Annotated in this window: 4 protein-coding genes; 2 read left to right on the forward strand and 2 right to left on the reverse strand. The window is 68.8% G+C overall.

The features are described from left to right. Positions 1-8: 8 nt before the first annotated feature. The gene (locus RT97_RS25860) at positions 9-1,667 is read right to left on the reverse strand and encodes a DUF4139 domain-containing protein (RefSeq protein ID WP_042581717.1); all 1,659 of its coding nucleotides are present in this window, start codon (positions 1,665-1,667) and stop codon (positions 9-11) included. A 239-nt stretch (positions 1,668-1,906) separates the two neighbouring features. On the opposite strand from RT97_RS25860, the gene RT97_RS25865 reads away from it, so the two are divergent. Continuing rightward, complete coding sequence (locus RT97_RS25865; RefSeq protein ID WP_042581718.1) at positions 1,907-2,335, forward strand: PaaI family thioesterase; 429 nt, start codon at positions 1,907-1,909, stop codon at positions 2,333-2,335. A 247-nt stretch (positions 2,336-2,582) separates the two neighbouring features. Here RT97_RS25865 and RT97_RS33215 read toward each other — a convergent pair whose 3' ends face one another. After that, positions 2,583-2,966 (reverse strand): hypothetical protein, encoded by a 384-nt coding sequence (locus RT97_RS33215; protein WP_155403889.1) that lies wholly within the window; start codon positions 2,964-2,966, stop codon positions 2,583-2,585. Here RT97_RS33215 and RT97_RS33220 point away from each other — a divergent pair. Then, positions 2,965-23,835, forward strand: coding sequence for a tandem-95 repeat protein (locus tag RT97_RS33220; protein ID WP_155403890.1), 20,871 nt, complete (start codon positions 2,965-2,967; stop codon positions 23,833-23,835). The genes RT97_RS33215 and RT97_RS33220 overlap by 2 nt on opposite strands. Positions 23,836-23,842 lie beyond the last annotated feature (7 nt).

Here is a 23,842-nt window from a genome sequence, read left to right on the forward strand (position 1 = left end):
GCGCGGACTCAACGCATCTGCAGCCGCGCGTCCTTCGGATAGCTGATCGTGTAGTCGGCGGCCACCCGCGCGGTCTTGTCGGCATCGAGGTCGAAGCTCCACATCGCCAGGCCCGGCTGTTTGTTCCACGAGAGCTCGCCCGGTTGCGGCGAGAACTGCGAGGCGACGCGCACCTGCTCGTCGACCGACACCGGCGCGGCCTCGATCACCTGCACCGCGACGGGCGTGCGGTGGCGGTTCTCGACCACGTAGGCGCGCTGCACCGTGCGTTCGGCGCGCGTGCCGGCGAAGCCGCCTGAGCCCTGGTTGTCCTTCTCGGGATCGGCCTGCACGCGCACCAGTTCGTCGCGGCCGAAGGACAGCGTCAGGCGCGCATCGCTCGGGGCGGTCCACTGGCCGTTGCCGACGAAGTTGCCGTCGCGGTAAAGCTGCATCGGGCCGGCCGGCCACACGCCGGTGGGCTGTGCGAGATCGGCAACCAGGAAGGCGCTCGGGTCCACGCGCGGGCTGGTGCGCGAGGCGAGCTTTGCGGTGTCTTCATGCTGGCCGAGCGGCATCGTCACGCGCTGGCCGTTGGAGGGCACGTCGATGCTTTGCGGCACCGAGAATTCGGTGGCGAAGCTGTTGTCGAACACGCTCACGTCGAACAGCGGCGCGCGGCGCTCCATGGCCGACTCCCTGGCGGACATCGCACCGGCCATGACCGGCGCAGCAGCCGGTGCCGCCGGGTAGGCCATGTCGGCCCTTGCGCGCTGCGGCGGCGGCTCGATGCCGATGCGCCACGCACCGGGCAGGCGGCCGGCGGTCTCGCGGCGCGGCTGGCCGGTGGAGAGCACCAGCTTCACGCCGCGCCAGTCTTCGCCCGTGGCCTGCGCCACCAGCGCCTGGCGCTCGATGCGCACCTTGCGTGTGGCGGTGTCCAGCAGCGCGCGGTAGGTCGGCGTCCAGCCGGGGCCGGCGACCTGGTAGCTGAGCTTCACCTCGGCATCGGCGCTGGCGGCCAGCGTGACGGTCACGGCCACCACCTGCGCACCGTTGCCCTGGGAGCGCGTGCGCTCGGCGAGCAGCGGCTTGAGCTGTCGATCGATGTCGCCCTGCCTGCGCGCGAGCTGGTGTTGCTTGAGCAGCGAGTCCTGCCCGGTGCGGCGCATCGCCTCGGTCATCGCGGCGAGGTTGCGCGCGTCCATCGGCGCGCGGGCGCCCTGCGCCGATTCGCCGCCGCCGCCCGAGAGGCCTTTGAGGTAGCCGGTGACCATGCCGAACGCATCGCTCTCGGCCTGCAGCGCGGCTTTCTGGTCTTCGAGCTCGCGAATGCGGCCGTCGAGCGCGCTGGTGGCGCATCGCGCCGAGAGCTCGCGCTGCTCGGCGAGCACCGAGGTTTCGCCCACGCGCACCGAGGCATCGGCCGACACCTGCAGGCTCTGAACGTCCAGCCCCGCCGGGAGGCAGGCGAAGGTGACCGACCGGCTGCCGGCCGCGACCCGCGCCACGCGTTCCACGGTCGCGCTGCCGGGGTAGACCTTGACCTGGGTGATGCGCGAGTTGTCGGCCGGTGCAATGCCCGATGCCGGGCCGGTCGCCGGCACCTGGGCGCCCGCGCTCAGGGCCAGGCAGGTGGCGGCAAACACGGAGGCGCGCAGGAGGAGGGCGCAAGACGGTGCGTTCATGGAGAGCCTTCGGGAGAGTGAATGAACAAGGAGGCGAATCGCCTCGCCTTGCACTCATACGGCGGGGCCCGGTGAACGGGGTTAAAGGGAGCCGAAATTCTTCTCGGCCCGCGCAGCGGCTGTCGCCAATGCAACCGCCGCAGGCCTTCGGGTCACCCGCGCGACGACGCGCCCCTCGTGCGCTTCGTAGAGTGGATTCGTCCCCATCCCCACGTCCGTTCCTTCAAGGAGAGACCGCCATGCTCGACACCATCCAGGCCATCAACCGCACCGCCGCGTTCAACCGCTGGGCCGGCTTCGAAGTCGAAAGCGCCGCCAACGGCGAAGCGCAGTTGCGCATGCGCTGGCGCGAGTCGGACATGGCGCAGTACGCCGGCTTTCTGCACGCGGGGCTGATCGGCGCGATGCTGGACACGGCCTGCGGCTTCGCAGCCGCCACGGTCGCGGGCCATGTGCTGGCCTCGCACTTTTCGGTGAACTGCATGTCGCCCGCGGTGGGGCAGGTTTTCGTGGCCCGCGCACGGGTGGTGAAGGCCGGCCGCAAGCAGGTGTTTGCCACGGCCGAGCTCTTCGGCGAAGACGAGAACGGCGCGCAGAAGTTGCTCGCCACCGGCAGCGCGATCCTCGTGCCGGTGACGCCGGCCGCGCCCGACGCGCCAAAAATGTAACGCCGGGTGCAGGTTGCGGGCGGTAGTGCCGCTGCGTTTTGAACGCTTCCTTATTACTGCGCAAGCTATTGAATTTCGGCGTGCCGCAATTGCAATTGCATTGGCGTGCTGGCGCTGTCGTGCTGCAATGCAGCGTAAAGTTTTCATTGCGCCTAATTCAAAAAAGGCGTTGATGCAATACGACAACGAGTCTTTTACGAAATTGACACTTTGAAGTAAACGCCGCGCGACAAATGTAAATCAACTGTTAGAAGAGAGAGGCTCCGGTCTGAGGCGGATGCCCTCGCCATCCTGTGAGGGGTTTGGCCCGACGGCTCTGTTGATCTTCCGGATGTGCCGCCTGCATCTTTTCTCGCGCGTTTTGCCGGTTATCGAATTCGACGCCTTGCAGGCAGCAAGGCGTCACCTGCCGCACCCCGCGGTCAATTGCGCGGCCTTCCCCATTTTCTTGAATCCGATGTTCGCGTGCGTTCGTACACGCGGACGTGCGCGCACGCGCGAATTTTTGCGGTAAATCAAAGGCATTAGCTTTTATTTGAACTATGGCTAAAAAGTTTTCACGCAAGCGCGTCGAGCGCACGGTCGATACCCCCATCGCAGCGGCACCGGAGCGTTTCGCATTGCGCGCCATGGCGCTCGAGGCTCGCTACATGTTCGACGCCGCGGCCGTGGCCACCGGCGCCGAGGTCCTGGCCGCGCAAGCGGCGGCCCAGCAGGCGGATGCCGCCATCGCGGACGCCGCACGCCAGGCGGACCACGCACCGGCCGCGGCACCCGCGCCCGCTCCCGCGGAGTTGCCCCGGCCCGATCACGCGCGGGAGGACACCTCCTACATGTACACCTCGCCCGACTCGAAGGGCCCTGTGAACCAGGGCTACGACGTCAAGGCGTTCGAGGGGCTGGGCGATGCCTTGCAGGCGTATGCCCCGCGGGGCATGCAGGACACGCAGGGCGCGCAGATCGTGTTCATCGATCCGGGCATCTCCGATGTGTCGACGCTGCTGCAGGGCATCGACCCCTCGGCCGAGGTCGTGTTCCTGGACAGCCGCTCCGACGGGCTCTCGCAGATCGCCAGCGCGCTGAACGGCCGCACCGACATCGGCGCCATCCACATCCTTTCGCACGGCGACCCGGGCGAGCTGCGCCTGGGCAACGCGGTCTACGACAACGCCGACCTGTCGGCGCGGGCGGCCGACCTGGCGGCCATCGGCCGTGCGCTGGGCGCGGATGGCGACATCCTCCTGTACGGCTGCGACACCGCGCAGGGCGTGGTGGGCGAGCAGTTCACCCACAGCCTCTCGCGCCTGACCGGCGCGGACGTCGCCGCCTCCGTGGACCTGACCGGAGCCCAGCGCCTGGGCGGGAACTGGAACCTGGAATACCAGGTGGGCCACATCGAAAGCCGCGTGGTCGTGGACGAGCATGCGCAGTCGCTCTACGACAGCACGCTCGATGCGGCCGTGAACAACGGCAACGGCGCCGTGCTGGCCGCGTACGGGCGCAACATCGTGAGCATCGACGTCACCACCGGCAAGGCCACGGTGCTCACCAGCGTTCCGACCTCGGTGGGCGGCATTGCGGTGGGCGGCACGCCCAACGCGCTGTCGCTCAACGCGGCGGCCGGCCTCGTCTACTACCTGGACGGCGCCTCGACCGCGTCGCGGGCGCTGTTCGCCTACGACTACATCAACAACACGCACATCCTGATCGACGCGGACATCACCGACAGCGGCAGCGTGGTCGCGGCGGGCAGCCAGGGCGTGAGCGGCGGCGGCGCCGCCTTCTTCAACGGCGCGATGTACCTGGGCGTGGAGAACATCGGCAGCACCACGACCGACCGCATCTTCAGGCTCGCGTTCTCGGCCGACGGGCGAACCGTCACCGGCACGTCGGTGTTCGTCAGTTCCGTATCGGGCGGCGCCGACTGGGGTGACCTGGCCATCGACACCGCCAACAACGCGCTCGTGAGCGTGGCCAACAACGACGCGAGCGGGCGGTCGTTCGTGCGCTGGGACCTGGCCACGGGCACCCAGCTGACCAACGCCGCCTTCACGCCGACCGCGGTGCAACTGGCCACGGGCACCAACGGTGCGGTGTATGCCCTGGGCGGCACCACCATCCAGAGCATCAACCCGGCCACCGGCGCGCTCATTTCGACGGTGAACGTCACCACCGACGGCTCCACCGCCATCGGCGGCGCGGTGGCCGACGGCGCCGGCGCCGTGCCGGCCACCGGCACCATCGGCGACCGGATCTTCGACGACAACAACGGCGACGGCGTCTTCGGCACCGGCGACACCGGCATCGCCAACGTGACGGTGCAGCTCATCGACGACGTGAACGGCAACGGCGTGGCCGATGCCGGCGAGCGCGTGCTGGCCACCGACACCACCAACGCCACCGGCAACTACCTTTTCACCGGCGTGCTGCCGGGTGCCTACGTGGTGCGCGTGACCGACACCAACGGCGTGCTGGGCGGCAGCTCGCCGACCAACGGCGCGGCGTTCCGCGCGGTGTCGCTGGCCACCATCGGCGGCTCGGACCTCACCTCGGACTTCGCCTACGACAAGGTGCCGCCGGTGGTCGACCTGAACTCGGGCACCAACACCACCAACATCGTCAACAACCCGGGCTTCACCGGCGGTGGCTCGGGCTGGAGCTCGACGGGCTCGACCACCTTCAGCAGCGACCGGGCGCAGTGGACCTCGGACATCAGCTCCGGCACGCTCACGCAGGCGGGCCTTACCGGCCTGCAGTCGGGGCCGGGCACCAACGGCGCGGCCCAGATCGTGTTCGGCTTCGGCTGGAACAACGGCGTGCCCGATTCCAACGAGCCGTCGGTCTTCACCGTGAGCGTGGGCGGCGTGGTCTACGCGACCATCACCACCGGCCGCTCGGGGCTGAACCCGAACATTGCCACCGTCGTCTATTCGAACGGCGCAACGGGGCCGAGCAGCTTGATCGCGCCGAGCACGTTCAACAACTGGACGTACACGGACATCACCATCAACCTGCCGAGCACCGTGGCCAACGCCGGCAGCCTGGTCTTCGGCTTCACGCCCGGCACCACCTTGCTGACCACGGGGGACGACGTCTCGATCGACAACGTGCGCGTGTTCACCTCGGCGGACATCACCCCCGGGCGCGACTGGAACGCGAGCTTCACGGAAGACGGCGCGCCGGTGTCGATCAGCGACACCGACGCCACCGTCGTGGACAGCGACTCGACCAACATGGTGTCGGCGCAGATCGTGCTCACCAACGGCCAGGCCGGCGACCTCATGCGCATCGGCGGCGTGGCGCTCACCAACGGCGCGACCGGCACGCTGAACGGCCTGACCTACACCGTGGTCGTGAGCGGCGGGGTCACCACCATCAACCTCACCGGCTCGGCCACCAAGGCGGTGTATGCCAGCACCATCGGCGCCATCACCTTCGAGAGCACGCTGCAGAACCCCCCGGCCTCGCCGGTGCGGGACATCACGGTGACGGTGAGCGACGGCGCCTTCACCTCCAACGTGGCGCACTCGTTCATCACGGTGGTGCCGGTGAACGATGCGCCGGTGCTGAGCACCGGCTCGACCATCTCGTACACCGAGAACGGCGCGGGCACGGCGGTGGCCCCGTCGATCACCGTGGCCGACGTGGACAACGCCACGCTCGCATCGGCCTCGGTGGCGATCACCGGCAACTTCGCGGCGGGGCAGGACATCCTGGCCTTCGTGAACGTGCCCGCCACCATGGGCAACATCAGCGGCACCTACAACGCGGCGACCGGCGTCATGACGCTGAGCTCGGCGGGCAACACCGCCACCACCGCGCAGTGGCAGGCGGCGCTGCGCGCGGTGCAGTACAGCAACAGCTCGGACAACCCCTCCACCGCCGCGCGCACCGTGAGCTACACGGTGAACGACAGCGCGCTGAACTCCAACGTCGTCACCTCCACCGTGAACGTGACGGCGGTGAACGATGCGCCGGTGCTCTCGGGCGGCTCCACCGTCACCTACACCGAGAACGGCGCGGCCACCGCGGTGAACGGCGCCATCGTCGTCTCCGACCTGGACAACGCCACGCTCGCGAGCGGCACGGTGGCCATTACCGGCAACTTCGTGCCGGGGCAGGACGTGCTGAGCTTCACCAACGTGCCCGCCACCATGGGCAACATCACCGGCACCTACAACTCCGCGACCGGCGTGATGACGCTGAGCTCGGCGGGCAACACCGCCACCACCGCGCAGTGGCAGGCGGCACTGCGCGCGGTGCAGTACGCCAACACGTCGGAAGACCCGTCGTCGGTCGCGCGCACCGTGACCTACACGGTGAACGACAGCGCGGCCAACTCGAACACCGTCACCTCGACGGTGAACGTGGCGCCGGTGAACGACGCGCCGGTCAACACGCTCCCCGCAGGCTGGAGCACGAACGAAGACGCGGCAGTCGGCATCACCGGCCTGCAGGTGAGCGACGTGGACGCCGGCAGCGGCACCCTGCGCGTGACGCTGAGCGTGCCCACCGGCTCGCTCACCGCGGCCTCGGGCGGCGGCGTGACCGTGACGGGCAGCGGCACGGGCACCCTGGTGCTCGAAGGCTCGCAGGCCAGCATCAACGCGTACCTGGCGAGCGCGGCGCGGCCGAACTTCGTGCCGACGGCCAACTTCAACGGCAGCGTGACGCTGACCATGACCACCACCGACCTGGGCAACGCCGGCGGCGGCGGTGCGCAGACCGACACCGACACCGCGACCATCACCGTCGCCGCGGTGAACGACGCGCCCGCGGGCACGGACCGCACGGTCACGATCAACGAAGACGGCACCTACACCTTCTCGGCGGCCGATTTTCCGGTCACCGACGCGAGCGACACGCCGGCCAACGGCCTGCAGTCGGTCATCATCACCACGCTGCCGCCGGCCTCGCAGGGCGTGCTGCGGCTGAACGGCGTGGCCGTGACGGCGGGGCAGGTCATCCCGGCCGGCAGCCTCGGCCAGCTCACCTTCACACCCGCTGCCAACCTGAACGGCAACGGCATCGGCGCCTTCACCTTCCAGGTGGTGGACAACGGCGGCACGGCCAATGGTGGCCAGAACACCGACCTCTCGCCCAACACCTTCAACTTCAACATCACGGCCGTCAACGACGCGCCGGTGATCAACCCCGACACCGCCAACGGCCTGGAAGACACGCCCGTCTCGGGCAACGTGCTGGCCAACGACACCGACGTGGACGGCGACGTGCTCACGGTGACGCAGTTCGTGGTGAACGGCAACACCTTCACCGCCGGCCAGACGGCCGCCATCGCGGGCGTGGGCACGCTGGTGATCAACGCCAACGGCAGCTTCACCTTCACTCCGGCGGCCGACTACAACGGCACCCCGCCCGTGGTGACGACCTACTCGGTGAGCGACGGCAGCACCGCGGTCACCTCGACGCTGACCATCACCGTCACGGCGGTGAACGATGCGCCGGTCAACACCTTGCCCGCGGGCTGGACGACCAACGAAGACGCGACGGTGGGCCTCACCGGCCTGCAGATCACCGACGTGGACGCGGGCAGCGCCACGATGCGCGTGACGCTGAGCGTGCCGAACGGCTCGCTCACGGCGGCCTCGGGCGCAGGCGTGACGGTCACCGGCAGCGGCACGGGCACCCTCGTGCTCGAAGGCTCGCAGGCCAGCATCAACGCCTACCTCGCCAGCGCGGCGCGCCCCAACTACGTGCCGGTGGGCAACTTCAACGGCAGCGTGACGCTGACGATGACCACCAGCGACCTGGGCAACACCGGCACCGGCGGCACGCTCACGGACACCGACACCGCGACCATTACGGTCAACACGGTGAACGACGCGCCCGCGGGCGCCGACCGCACGGTCACCATCAACGAAGACGGCACCTACACCTTCTCTGCCGCCGACTTTCCGATCACCGACGCCAACGACACGCCCGCCAACAGCCTGCAGTCGGTGGTCATCACCACCTTGCCCAATCCGGCGCAGGGCGTGCTGCGCCTGAACGGCGTGGCGGTGACGGCAGGGCAGGTGATTCCCGTTGGCAGCCTCGGCCAGCTGACCTTCACGCCCGCCGCCAACGTGAACGGCGCGGGCATCGGTTCCTTCACCTTCCAGGTGGTGGACAACGGCGGCACCGCGAACGGCGGCCAGAACACCGACCAGTCGCCCAACACCTTCGGCTTCAACATCACGGCGGTGAACGATGCGCCGGTCGGCAATGCCGACACGGGCACCGGTGCCGAAGACACCGTCATCACCGGCAACGTGCTGACGAACGACACCGACGTGGACGGCGACGCGCTCGCGGTCACGCAGTTCGTGGTGAACGGCAGCACCTTCACCGCGGGGCAGACCGCCACCATCGCGGGCGTGGGCACGCTGCAGGTCAATGCCAACGGCAGCTACACCTTCACGCCCGCGGCCAACTACAACGGCGCGGCGCCCGTGGTGACCTACACGGTGAGCGACGGCACGGCCACCGCCACCTCGACGCTGGCCCTCACGGTCACGGCGGTGAACGATGCGCCGGTCAACACCTTGCCTGCGGGCTGGACGACCAACGAAGACACCACGGTCGGCATCACCGGCCTGCAGATATCCGACGTGGACGCTGGCACTTCGACAGTGCGCGTCACCTTGAGCGTGCCGAGCGGTTCGCTCACCGGCGCTTCGGGCGCAGGCGTCACGGTCACCGGCAGCGGCACGGGCACCCTGGTGCTCGAAGGCTCGCAGGCCAGCATCAATGCGTATCTCGCCAGCGCGGCGCGGCCCAACTACGTGCCGGTGGGCAACTTCAACGGCAGCGTCACGCTGACCATGACCACCAGCGACCTGGGCAACACGGGCACGGGCGGCACGCTGACCGACACGGACACAGCGACCATCACCGTCGCTGCCGTGAACGATGCCCCGGCCGGCACGGACCGCACGGTGTCGTTGAACGAGGACGGCACCTACACCTTCTCCGCCGCGGACTTTCCGATCACCGATGCGAACGACACGCCGGCCAACAGCCTGCAGTCGGTCGTCATCACCACGCTGCCGCCGGCAGCGCAGGGCGTGCTGCGCCTGAACGGCGTGGCCGTGACGGCAGGGCAGGTGATTCCGGTGGGGAGCCTCGGCCAGCTCACCTTCACGCCGGCAGCCAATGTCAACGGCGCTGGCATCGGCGCCTTCACCTTCCAGGTGGTGGACAACGGCGGCACCGCGAACGGCGGACAGAACACCGACCAATCGCCCAACACCTTCAGCTTCAACGTCACGGCCGTCAACGACGCGCCGGTGGCCAACCCCGACACCGTGGCCGCGACCGAAGACACGCCGCTGTCGATCCCCGTGGCGAACCTGCTGGGCAACGACACCGACGTGGAGGGCGACACGCTCACCATCACCAGCGTGCAGGGTGCGGTGAACGGCACCGTGAGCCTGGTCGGCGGCAACGTGGTCTTCACGCCCGCGCCGAACTTCAACGGCACCGCGAGCTTCACCTACACCGTGAGCGACGGCAACGGCGGCACGGCCACCACGACGGTAACGGTCAACGTCGCGGCGGTGAACGACGCGCCGGTGGCTGCCAACGACTCCGCCAGCACGCCGATCAACACGCCGCTGGCGAACATCCCGGTGCTGGGCAACGACACCGACGTGGACGGCGACCCGCTCACCATCACCGCGGCCACGGTGAATCCGGCGCTGGGCACGGTCACCATCAATGCCAACGGCACGCTGAGCTTCACGCCCGCCAACAACGTGACCGGGCCGGTGCAGGTCAACTACACGGTGAGCGACGGCAAGGGGGGCACCTCGAGCGCGGTTCTCACGGTGAACGTCGGCGCGAACACGCCGCCGCAGAGCGCGAACACCACGGTCAACGGCACCGAGGACACGCCGGTGGTGCTGACCCCGGCGAACTTCCCGTTCACCGACACCGACGTCGGCCAGAGCCTGGCGAGCGTGCGCATCGACACGCTGCCCGTCAACGGCACGCTGCTGCTCAACGGCGTGGCGGTTACCGCGGGGCAGACGGTCACCGTGGCCGACATCACCGCGGGCCGGCTGACCTTCGTGCCAGGCGCGAACGGCAACGGCGCGACCTACGCGAGCTTCAATTTCTCGGTGCAGGACTCGGGCGGCGCCTTCGATGCGACGCCGAACACGCTGACCTTCAACATCGCCGCGGTCAACGACGCGCCGGTGGCCAACCCCGACACCGTGGTCACCGCCGAAGACACGCCGGCCACGGGCAACGTGCTGGCCAACGACACGGACATCGACGGCGGTCCGCTCACGGTGACGCAATTCGTGGTGGGCGGCAACACCTTCACCGCAGGGCAGACGGCCACCATCGCGGGCGTCGGCACGCTCGTGATCAACGCGAACGGCAGCTACACCTTCACGCCGGCTGCGAACTACAACGGCCCCGTGCCGGTGGCCACCTACACGGTGAGCGACGGCGCGGCCACGGCCACTTCGACCCTCACCTTCAGCGTGACGCCGGTGGACGACCCGTTCACCGATGCGAACGAGACGGTCACGACCAATGAAGACACGCCGCTCACGGGCTCGGTGCTCACCGGCACCACGAGCGTGGACGGCCCGGTCACCGTCACCAGCTTCACGGTGGCAGGCGACGGCACGACCTACACGGCGGGGCAGACGGCCAACATCGCGGGCGTCGGCACGCTGGTGATCAATGCCAACGGCAGCTACACCTTCACGCCGGCGGCGAACTACAACGGGCCCGTGCCGGTGGTGACGTACAGCATGACCGACGGGTCGAGCGGAGACACGTCCACGCTCACCATCACCGTGGCGCCCGTGGACGATCCGTTCACCGATGCGAACGAGACGGTCACGACGAACGAAGACACGCCGCTTACGGGCTCCGTGCTGACCGGCACGAGCAGCGTGGACGGCCCGGTCACGGTGACGAACTTCACGGTGGCCGGCGACGGCACCACGTACACCGCGGGCCAGACCGCGACCATCGCGAACGTCGGCACGCTGGTGATCAACGCCAACGGCAGCTACACCTTCACGCCGGCTGCGAACTACAACGGCCCGGTGCCGGTCGTCACGTACAGCATGACCGACGGGTCGAGCGGCGACACCTCCACGCTCACGATCACGGTGGCTCCGGTGGACGACCCGTTCACCGACGCGAACGAGACGGTCACCACCAACGAAGACACGCCGCTCACCGGCTCGGTGCTCACGGGTACCACGAGCGTGGACGGGCCTGTCACGGTCACCGGCTTCACGGTCGCCGGCGATGCAACGACCTACACCGCCGGCCAGACCGCGACCATCGCGGGCGTGGGCACGCTGGTGATCAACGCCAACGGCAGCTACACCTTCACGCCGGCTGCGAACTACAACGGCCCCGTGCCGGTCGTCACTTACAGCATGACGGATGGTTCGAGCGGAGACACCTCGACGCTCACGATCACGGTCGCGCCGGTGGACGATGCCTTCACCGATGCGAACGAAACCGTGTCGACGAACGAAGACACGCCGCTCACGGGCTCGGTACTCACGGGCACCACGAGCGTCGATGGTCCGGTCACGGTCACCAGCTTCACGGTGGCGGGCGATGCGACGACGTACACCGCAGGCCAGACGGCCACCATTGCGGGCGTGGGAACGCTGGTCATCAACACCGACGGCAGCTACACATTCACCCCGGCCGCGAACTACAACGGGCCCGTGCCGGTCGTCACGTACAGCATGACCGATGGGTCGAGCGGCGATACCTCGACGCTCACCATCACCGTCGCACCGGTGGACGATCCGTTCACCGATGCGAACGAGACCGTCACGACGAACGAAGACACGCCGCTCACGGGCTCGGTGCTGATCGGCACCACGAGCGTGGACGGCCCCGTCACCGTGACGGGCTTCACGGTGGCCGGCGACGGCACCACGTACACGGCCGGCCAGACCGCGACCATCGCGAACGTCGGCACCCTGGTGATCAACGCCAACGGCAGCTATACCTTCACGCCGGCCGCGAACTACAACGGGCCGGTGCCGGTCGTCACCTACAGCATGACCGACGGGTCGAGCGGCGATACATCCACGCTCACCATCACCGTGGCGCCGGTGGACGATGCGTTCACCGACGCGAACGAAACGGTCACCACCAACGAAGACACGCCGCTCACCGGCTCGGTGCTCACGGGCACCACGAGCGTCGATGGCCCGGTGACGGTCACCAGCTTCACCGTGGCAGGAGATCCGGCGACCTACACCGCAGGGCAGACGGCCAATATCGCGGGCGTCGGCACGCTGGTCATCAACGCGAACGGCAGCTACACCTTCACGCCGTCCGCCAACTACAACGGCCCGGTGCCGGTCGTCACGTACAGCCTGACCGATGGCTCCAGCGGCGACACGTCCACGCTCACGATCACGGTGGCTCCGGTGGACGACCCGTTCACCGACGCGGACGAGACGGCCACCACCAACGAAGACACGCCGCTCACCGGCTCGGTGCTCACGGGCACCACCAGCGTGGACGGTCCGGTGACGGTCACCGGCTTCACGGTGGCGGGTGATGCGACGACCTACACCGCAGGCCAGACCGCGACCATCGCAGGCGTCGGCACGCTGGTGATCAACGCCAACGGCAGCTACACCTTCACGCCGGCAGCGAACTACAACGGGCCCGTGCCCGTAGCCACCTACAGCCTGACCGACGGCTCGAGCGGCGACGTCTCCACGCTCACCATCACCGTCACGCCGGTGGACGACCCGTTCACCGATGCGAACGAAGCGGTCACGACGAACGAAGACACGCCGCTTACGGGCTCGGTGCTCACGGGCACCACGAGCGTGGACGGCCCTGTCACGGTGACGAACTTCACCGTGGCCGGCGACGACACGATCTACACGGCGGGCCAGACCGCGACCATCGCGGGCGTGGGCACGCTGGTGATCAATGCCAACGGCAGCTACACCTTCACGCCGGCCGCGAACTACAACGGCCCGGTGCCGGTGGTCACGTACAGCATGACCGACGGTTCGAGCGGCGACACCTCGACGCTCACGATCACGGTTGCTCCGGTGGACGATCCGTTCACCGATGCGAACGAAACCGTCACGACGAACGAAGACACGCCGCTGACCGGCTCGGTGCTCACGGGCACGACGAGCGTGGACGGCCCCGTCACGGTGACGGGCTTCACGGTGGCCGGTGACGGCACCACGTACACGGCCGGCCAGACCGCGACCATCGCGAATGTCGGCACCTTGGTCATCAACGCCAACGGCAGCTACACCTTCACGCCGGCCGCGAACTACAACGGCCCCGTGCCCGTCGTCACGTACAGCCTGACCGATGGCTCCAGCGGCGACACCTCGACGCTGACCATCAGCGTCACCGCAGCCAACGATGCACCGGTGGGCAACCCCGACACCGTGACCGTCACCGAAGACGTGCCCGCCACGGGCAACGTGCTGGCCAACGACACGGACGTGGATGGCGACGCACTCACCGTCACCAGCTTCAGCGTGGCCGGCGACGGCACCTTCACTGCGGGCCAGACGGCCACCATCGCGGGCGTGGGCACGCTGGTCATCAACGCCAACGGCAGCTATACCTTCACGCCGGCGGCCAACTACAACGGGCCGGTCCCGGTCATCACCTACACGGTGAGCGATGGCACGGCCACCGCCACCTCGACGCTGACCTTCACGGTCTCGGCGGTGAACGATGCGCCGGTCAACACCCTGCCCACGGGCTGGACGACCAATGAAGACGCGACGGTCGGACTGACCGGCCTGCAGATCGCCGATGCGGATGCGGGCAGCAGCCCCATGCGCGTGACCCTGAGCGTGCCGAGCGGCGCACTCACTGCGGCGTCGGGCGCGGGCGTGACGGTCACCGGCAGCGGCACGGGCACCCTGGTGCTCGAAGGCTCGCAAGCCAGCATCAATGCGTACCTGGCGAGCGCGGCACGCCCCAACTACGTGCCGGTGGCCAACTTCAACGGCAGCGTGACGCTGACCATGACCACCAGCGACCTGGGCAACACGGGCACCGGCGGCACGCTCACGGACACCGACACCGCGACCATCGGCATCGCCGATGTCAACGACGCACCCGCGGGCACCGACCGCACGGTCACGATCAACGAAGACGGCACGTACACCTTCTCGGCGGCTGATTTCCCGATCACCGATGCCAACGACACGCCGGCCCACAGCCTGCAGTCGGTGGTCATCACCACCTTGCCCGATGCGGCGCAAGGCGTGCTGCGCCTGAACGGCGTGGCCGTGACGGCAGGGCAGGTGATTCCGGTCGGCAGCCTCGGCCAGCTCACCTTCACGCCGGCAGCGAACGTGAACGGCGCGGGCATCGGCGCCTTCACCTTCCAGGTGGTGGACAGCGGCGGCACCGCGAACGACGGCCAGAACACCGACCCGACGCCCAACACCTTCAGCTTCAACGTCACCGCCGTCAACGACGCGCCGGTGGCCAACCCCGACACCGTGGCGGCGACCGAAGACACGCCGCTGTCGATTCCGGTGGGGAACCTGCTGGGCAACGACACCGACGTGGAAGGCAACACCCTCACGATCACCAGCGTGCAGGGCGCGGTCAACGGCACAGTGAGCCTCGTCGGCGGCAATGTGGTCTTCACGCCCGCGCCGAACTTCAACGGCACGGCCAGCTTCACCTACACGGTGAGCGACGGCAACGGCGGCACATCGACGGCCACGGTGACCGTCAACGTAGGTGCAGTGAACGATGCACCCGTGGCCACGGACGACGTGGCGACGACGCCGATCAACACGCCGATTTCCAGCATCCCGGTGCTCGCCAACGACACCGACGTGGACGGCGATCCGCTCACCGTGACCGGTGCAACGGTGGACCCGGCGCTGGGCACCGTCACCGTCAACGCCGACGGCACGCTCAACTTCACGCCGGCCAACAATGTGAGCGGCCCGGTGCAGATCACCTACACCGTGAGCGACGGCAAGGGCGGCACCGACACCGCGATCCTCACCGTCAACATCGGCGCCAACACGCCGCCACAAAGCGCGGACGCCACGGTCAACGGCACCGAAGACACGGCCGTGCCGCTCACGCTCGCGAACTTCGCGTTCACCGACACGGATGCGGGCCAGAGCCTGGCGGGCGTGCGCATCGACACGCTGCCGGTCAACGGCACGCTGCTGCTCAATGGCGTGGCGGTCACGGCGGGGCAGAACGTTTCTGCCGCGGACATCGCGGCGGGGCGCCTGACCTTCGTGCCTGGCGCGAATGGCAACGGCGCCGCTTATGCGAGCTTCACCTTCTCGGTGCAGGACTCGGGCGGTGCGTTCGATGCGGCGCCCAACACCATCACCTTCAACATCGCGGCCGTCAACGACGCGCCGGTGGCCAACCCCGACACCGTGGCGGCGACCGAAGACACCCCGCTGTCGACCCCGGTGGCGAACCTGCTGGGCAACGACACCGACGTGGAAGGCAACACCCTCACGATCACCAGCGTTCAGGGCGCGGTGAATGGAACGGTGAGCCTCGTCGGCGGCAACGTGGTCTTCACTCCTGCGCCGAACTTCAACGGCGCGGCCAGCTTCACCTACACGGTGAGCGACGGCAACGGCGGCACATCGACCGCGACAGTCACCGTCAACGTGGGCGCCGTCAACGACGCCCCCGTGGCGACGGACGACGTGGCGACCACGCCGATCAACACGCCGATCTCCAGCATCCCGGTGCTCGCGAACGACACCGACGTCGATGGCGACCCGCTCACGGTGACCGGCGCGACGGTCGATCCGGCGCTGGGCACCGTCACCGTCAACGCGAACGGCACGCTCAACTTCAACCCGGCGGCCAACGTGTCGGGGCCGGTGCAGATCGAATACACGGTGAGCGACGGCAAGGGCGGCACCGACACCGGCGTGCTCACCGTCAACATCGGTGCCAACACGCCGCCGCAGAGCGCGGACGCCACGGTCGGCGGCACCGAGGACACGCCCGTGGTGCTCGTGCCCGCGAACTTCGCATTCACCGATGCGGACGCAGGCCAGAGCCTGGCGGGCGTTCGCATCGACTCGCTGCCGGTCAACGGCACGCTGCTGCTCAACGGCGTGGCGGTCGCGGTCGGGCAGACGGTGTCGGCCAGCGACATCGCCGCCGGCAACCTGCGCTTCGTGCCGGGCGCCAACGGCAACGGCGCCGCGTATGCGAGCTTCACCTTCTCGGTGCAGGACTCGGGCGGTGCGTTCGATGCGGCGCCCAACACCATCACCTTCAACATCGCCGCCGTCAACGACGCGCCGGTGGCCAACCCCGACACCGTGGCGGCCACGGAAGACACGCCGGTGTCGATCCCGGTGGCGACCTTGCTGGGCAACGACACCGACGTGGAGGGCAACACGCTCACCATCACCAGCGTGCAGGGCGCGGTGAACGGAACGGTGAGTCTCGTCGGCGGCAATGTGGTCTTCACACCCGCGCCGAACTTCAACGGCGCGGCCAGCTTCACCTACACGGTGAGCGACGGCAACGGCGGCACATCGACGGCCACGGTCACGGTGAACGTGGGCGCGGTCAACGACGCCCCGGTGGCCGGCGACGACCTGGCCAGCACGCCGATCAACACGCCGCTGGCGAACATCCCGGTGCTGGGCAACGACATCGACGTGGACGGCGATGTGCTCACCGTCACCTCCGCCACGGTGGACCCGGCGCTGGGCACCGTCACGGTCAACGCGAACGGCACGCTGAACTTCACGCCGGCCAACAACGTGACCGGCCCGGTGCAGATCACCTACACGGTGAGCGACGGCAAGGGCGGCACCGACACCGCCGTCCTCACGGTGAACGTGGGCACGAACACGCAGCCGCAGGGCGAGGATGTGACGCTGAACGGCACCGAGGACACGCCGCTGCCGATCACCCGCGCCAACTTCATCTTCTTCGATCCCGATGCGGGCCAGACGCTGGCCAACGTGCGCATCGACACCGTGCCACTGAACGGCACGCTGCTGCTCAACGGCGTGGCGGTGGTGGCGGGGCAGGTGATCTCGGTCGCCGACATCGACGCGGGCAACCTGAGCTTCGTGCCGGCCGCCAACGGCAACGGCGCGGCCTACGCGAGCTTCACTTTCTCGGTGCAGGACTCGGGTGGGGCTTTCGACGGTGTGCCGAACACGATGACCTTCAACATCGCGCCGGTCAACGACGCACCGGTGGCCGCCCCCGACACCGTGGTCACCGCAGAGGACACGCCGGCCACAGGCAACGTGCTGGCCAACGACACGGACATCGACGGCGGCCCGCTCACGGTGACGCAGTTCGTGGTGGGCGGCAACACCTTCACCGCGGGCCAGACGGCGACCATCGCGGGCGTGGGCTCGCTGGTCATCAACGCCGACGGCAGCTACACCTTCACGCCGGCCGCGAACTACAACGGCCCGGTGCCCGTGGCCACCTACACGGTGAGCGACGGCGCGGCCACGGTCACTTCCACGCTCACCTTCAGCGTGACGGCCGTGGACGACGCCTTCACCGACGCCGACGAAACCGTGAGCACGAACGAGGACACGCCGCTCACCGGCTCCGTGCTGACCGGCACCACGAGCGTGGACGGCCCGGTCACGGTGACGAACTTCACCGTGGCCGGCGACGGCACGACCTACACGGCCGGCCAGACCGCGAACATCGCAGGCGTGGGCACGCTGGTGATCAACGCCAACGGCAGCTACACCTTCACGCCGGCCGCGAACTACAACGGCCCGGTGCCGGTGGTGACGTACAGCATGACCGACGGGTCGAGCGGAGACACCTCGACGCTCATCATCACCGTCGCGCCGGTGGACGATTCGTTCACCGATGCGGACGAAATCGCGAGCACGAACGAAGACACGCCGCTCACCGGCTCGGTGCTCACGGGCACCACGAGCGTCGATGGCCCGGTCACGGTTGCCAGCTTCACGGTGGCGGGAGACGCAACGACATACACCGCGGGCCAGACCGCGACCATCGCGAACGTCGGCACGCTGGTCATCAACACGGACGGCAGCTACACCTTCACCCCCGCGGCCAACTACAACGGCCCGGTGCCGCTGGTCACCTACACCGCCACCGACGGCTCCAGCACCGACACCTCGACGCTCACGATCACGGTGGCTCCGGTGGACGATGCGTTCACCGATGCGAACGAGACGGTCACCACCAACGAGGACACGCCGCTCACCGGCTCCGTGCTGACCGGCACGAGCAGCGTGGACGGCCCCGTCACTGTGACGGGCTTCACCGTCGCAGGCGACGGCACGGCCTACACCGCGGGCCAGACGGCCACCATCGCCAACGTCGGCACGCTGGTGATCAACGCGAACGGCAGCTACACCTTCACGCCGGCCGCGAACTACAACGGGCCGGTCCCGGTGGTCACGTACAGCATGACGGACGGTTCGAGCGGCGACACCTCGACGCTCACCATCACCGTGGCGCCCGTGGACGATCCATTCACCGACGCGGACGAAATCGCGAGCACGAACGAGGACACGCCGCTCACCGGCTCCGTGCTGACCGGCACGAGCAGCGTGGACGGCCCCGTCACCGTCGCGAGCTTCAGCGTGGCGGGCGACGCCACGACCTACACGGCGGGGCAGACGGCGACCATCGCCAACGTCGGCACGCTGGTGATCAACGCGAACGGCAGCTACACCTTCACGCCGGCCGCCAACTACAACGGCCCCGTGCCCCTGGTCACCTACACCGCCACCGATGGCTCCAGCACCGACACCTCGACGCTGACCATCACCGTGTCGCCGGTGGACGACGCGTTCACCGACGCGAACGAGACCGTGGGCACGAACGAAGACACGCCGCTCACCGGCTCGGTGCTCACTGGCACCACCAGCGTGGACGGCCCCGTCACCGTCGCGAGCTTCACGGTGGCAGGTGACGCAACGACGTACAGCGCGGGCCAGACGGCCACCATCGCCAACGTCGGCACGCTGGTGATCAACGCGAACGGCAGCTACACCTTCACGCCGGCCGCCAACTACAACGGACCGGTGCCGCTGGTCACCTACACCGCCACCGATGGCTCCAGCACCGACACTTCGACCCTGACCATCACGGTAGCGCCGGTGGACGATGCGTTCACCGACGCGAACGAGACGGTCACGACGAACGAAGACACGCCGTTGACCGGCTCGGTGCTCACGGGCACCACGAGCGTCGATGGCCCCGTCACGGTGACGGGCTTCACGGTGGCCGGCGACGGCACGGCGTACACCGCCGGGCAGACCGCGAACATCGCGGGCGTCGGCACCTTGGTGATCAATGCCAACGGCAGCTACACCTTCACGCCGGTCGCCAACTACAACGGTCCTGTGCCCGTCGTCACGTACAGCATGACCGACGGGTCGAGCGGCGATACCTCGACGCTCACGATCACGGTTGCACCGGTGGACGATGCGTTCACCGATGCCGACGAGACGGCGAGCACCAACGAAGACACGCCGCTCACAGGCTCGGTGCTCACGGGCACCACGAGCGTGGACGGCCCCGTCACCGTCACGAGTTTCACGGTGGCCGGCGACGCGACGACGTACACCGCGGGCCAGACGGCCACCATCGCGAACGTCGGCACGCTGGTGATCAACGCGAACGGCAGCTACACCTTCACGCCTGCAGCCAACTACAACGGCCCGGTGCCGGTCGCCACGTACAGCCTGACGGACGGTTCGAGCACGGACACCTCGACGCTCACGATCACCGTCACGCCCGTGGACGATGCGTTCATCGATGCCGACGAGATCGTGAGCACGAACGAGGACACGCCGCTCACCGGCTCGGTGCTCACGGGCACAACGAGCGTGGACGGCCCCGTCACGGTCACGAGCTTCACGGTGGCGGGCGACGCGACGACGTACACGGCGGGCCAGACGGCCACCATCGCCAACGTCGGCACGCTGGTGATCAACGCCAACGGCAGCTACACCTTCACGCCCGCGGCCAACTACAACGGCCCGGTGCCTGTCGCCACGTACAGCATGACGGACGGGTCGAGCACCGACACCTCGACGCTCACGATCATCGTCGCGCCCGTGGACGATGCGTTCACCGATGCCGACGAGATCGCGAGCACGAACGAAGACACGCCGCTCACCGGTTCGGTCCTCACGGGCACCACGAGCGTGGACGGCTCCGTCACGGTCACGAGCTTCACGGTGGCGGGCGACGCGACGACGTACACCGCGGGCCAGACGGCCACCATTGCCAATGTCGGCACGCTGGTGATCAACGCCAACGGCAGCTACACCTTCACGCCCGCGGCCAACTACAACGGCCCGGTGCCTGTCGCCACGTACAGCATGACGGACGGGTCGAGCACCGACACCTCGACGCTGACCATCACCGTCACGCCGGTGGACGACCCGTTCACCGATGCGAACGAAACCGTCAGCACCAACGAGGACACGCCGCTCACCGGCTCGGTGCTCACCGGCACCACGAGCGTGGACGGCCCGGTCACCGTCACGGGCTTCACGGTCGCGGGCGACGCGACGACGTACACCGCAGGGCAGACGGCCACCATCGTGGGCGTGGGCACGCTCGCCATCAACGCCGACGGCACCTACACCTTCACCCCGGCTGCGAACTACAACGGGCCCGTGCCCGTGGTCACATACAGCATGACCGATGGTTCCAGCACCGACACCTCGGCGCTCACCATCACCGTCACGCCGGTGGACGATGCCTTCACCGACGCCGACGAGACCGTGAGCACGAACGAAGATGTGCCGCTCACGGGCTCGGTGCTCACCGGCACCACGAGCGTGGATGGTCCCGTCACGGTCACCGGCTTCACGGTGGCCGGCGACGCGACGACGTACACCGCGGGCCAGACGGCCACCATCGCGAACGTCGGCACGCTGGTCATCAATGCCAACGGCAGCTACACCTTCACGCCGGCCGCCAACTACAACGGCCCGGTGCCGGTGGTGACGTACAGCCTCACCGACGGCTCCAGCACCGACACCTCGACGCTCACGATCGCCGTGGCGCCGGTGGACGACCCGTTCACCGATGCGAGCGAGACGGTCACGACCGACGAGGACACGCCGCTCGCCGGCTCCGTGCTGACCGGCACGAGCAGCGTGGACGGCCCCGTCACCGTGGCGAGCTTCACGGTCGCGGGTGACGGCACCACCTACACCGCAGGCCAGACCGCCACCATCGCGGGCGCGGGCACGCTGGTCATCAACGCGGACGGCAGCTACACCTTCACGCCCGCGACCAACTACAACGGCGCCGTGCCGGTGGTCACCTACACCACCAGCGACGGATCGAGCACCGACACCTCGACGCTCACGATCACCGTCGCCGCGGTGAACGACGCGCCCGACGCGGTGAACGACACGGCCACCACGCCGATCAACACGCCGCTCGTGAACATCCCGGTGCTCGCCAACGACACCGATGCCGACGGCGACCCGCTCACCGTCACCGGCGCGAGCGTCGGTGCGGGGCAGGGCACGGTCAGCGTGAACCCCGACGGCACCATCGACTTCACGCCGGCCAGCGGCGTGACGGGCCCGGTGCAGATCACCTACACCGTGAGCGACGGCAAGGGTGGCGTCGACACCGCGACCCTCACCGTGACGGTCGGCGCCAACACGCCGCCGCAAGGCGCGGACGCGACGGCCAACGGCACCGAGGACACGCCGCTGGTGCTTGGCCCGGCGAACTTCCCGTTCACCGACCCCGACGCGGGCCAGGCCCTGGCGGGGGTGCGCATCGATGCGCTGCCGGCCAACGGCACGCTGTTGCTGAACGGCTCGGCGGTGGTGGCAGGCCAGGTGATTTCGGCGACCGACATCGCGGCCGGCCGCCTGACCTTCGTGCCCGGCGCGAACGGCAACGGCGCGGCTTACGCGAGCCTGGGCTTCTCGGTGCAGGACACGGCGGGCGGGTTCGACACGTCGCCCAACACGCTCACCTTCGCCATCGCCGCGGTCAACGATGCGCCCACCGCCTCCGGCGCACCGGCCAACACCAGCCAGAACACCCCGGTCGCGGGCCAGATCGTCGCTACGGATGCGGACGGCGACCCGCTCGGCTACGCGCTGCAGCAAGGTCCCGCGCACGGCACCCTGGTGCTCAACCCTGACGGCAGCTATGTGTACACGCCGGCGGCCAACTTCAGCGGCAGCGACAGCTTCACCATCCTGGTGTCCGATGGGCAGGGCGGCCTGACGCCGGTCACGGTGCCGGTGAACGTGGCGCCCACCAATGCGCCGCCGGTGGTCGTTGCACCGCCCACCGGCACGGTCACGCCGGAGGACACGCCGCTCGCAGGCTCCCTGCAGGTGGCCGACCCCGACGGCGATGCGCTGACCTACACCGTCACCACCGCGCCGGCGCACGGCACGCTGGTGATCAATCCCGACGGCAGCTACGTGTACACGCCGGCCGCCGACTTCAACGGCACCGACAGCTTCACGGTGCAGGTGTCCGACGGCCGCGGCGGCACGATCAGCGTGACCGTGCCGGTGGGCATCACCCCGGTGAACGATGCGCCGGTGGCGCGGCCCGATGCCGGCGCCGCGCTCGGCGGCGCGGCCGTGACCATCGATGTGCTGGGCAACGACTCCGATGCCGAAGGCGATGCGCTCAGCGTGCGCAGCATCAACGGCGTTCCCGTTGCGGCGGGCGGCTCGGTGGCGGTCGATGGCGGGCGCGTCACGCTCAATGCGAACGGCACGCTCACCTTCGTGCCCGACTTCGGCTTCGTGGGCACGCCGAGCTTCACCTACACCGTGGCGGACAGCGCGGGCGCCGAGTCCAGCGGCACCGTGGGCCTGGTGGTCACGGCGGCGCCGGCACCGGTGCCCACGGGCGGCGCGGACGTGGAGCAACTGCTGGCCGCGGGCCGGCCCACCGACGGCAAATGGGACGCGAGGGACGACGCCCTTCGCACCATGTACGTCCCGGGGCACATCATCCAGGCGATCAACGGCATGCGCGACCTGCGCGGCCTGGCTTCGCTCGACGCAAAGGGCCCGGTGCGCTCGGCGATCGAAGGAATCCGAACGCTCGACGGTACGCCGCCGCTGGACACGCCCACGCCGATCCTGGACCTGGCCGAGCACCTGCAGCACCGCTTCCAGCTGCTCGATCCGGTGCAGGCGATCTTCAGCGCGCAGGCGGACGCGCGCATCCTGGACGCCACCCGCGCGGGCAGCGAGATCGTGCTGGGCGGCGAACGCGAGCCGGCGGCGAACGATCGCGACGTGCGGCCCGTGCCGTCCTCGCCTGCGGCTTCCGGTGCGCCGAAGTCCGTGGGCGCCGAGGGCAGCGCTTCACCCGCGATGACCGCGATGGCCGCGCTGGACGTCGACGCGCTGATGTTCAGCGAGCAGATCGCCCTGCACATCGGGCAGTCGTTCGCCGAGGCCGACCTCCTGGCCGCGGCGCTCAGGACCCAGATTCCTTCCGTACCCGTCACCCGCTGACACATGA

This window comes from Variovorax paradoxus, from assembly GCF_000834655.1.
In the GTDB taxonomy this organism is placed as follows: Bacteria; Pseudomonadota; Gammaproteobacteria; order Burkholderiales; family Burkholderiaceae_C; genus Variovorax; species Variovorax paradoxus_F.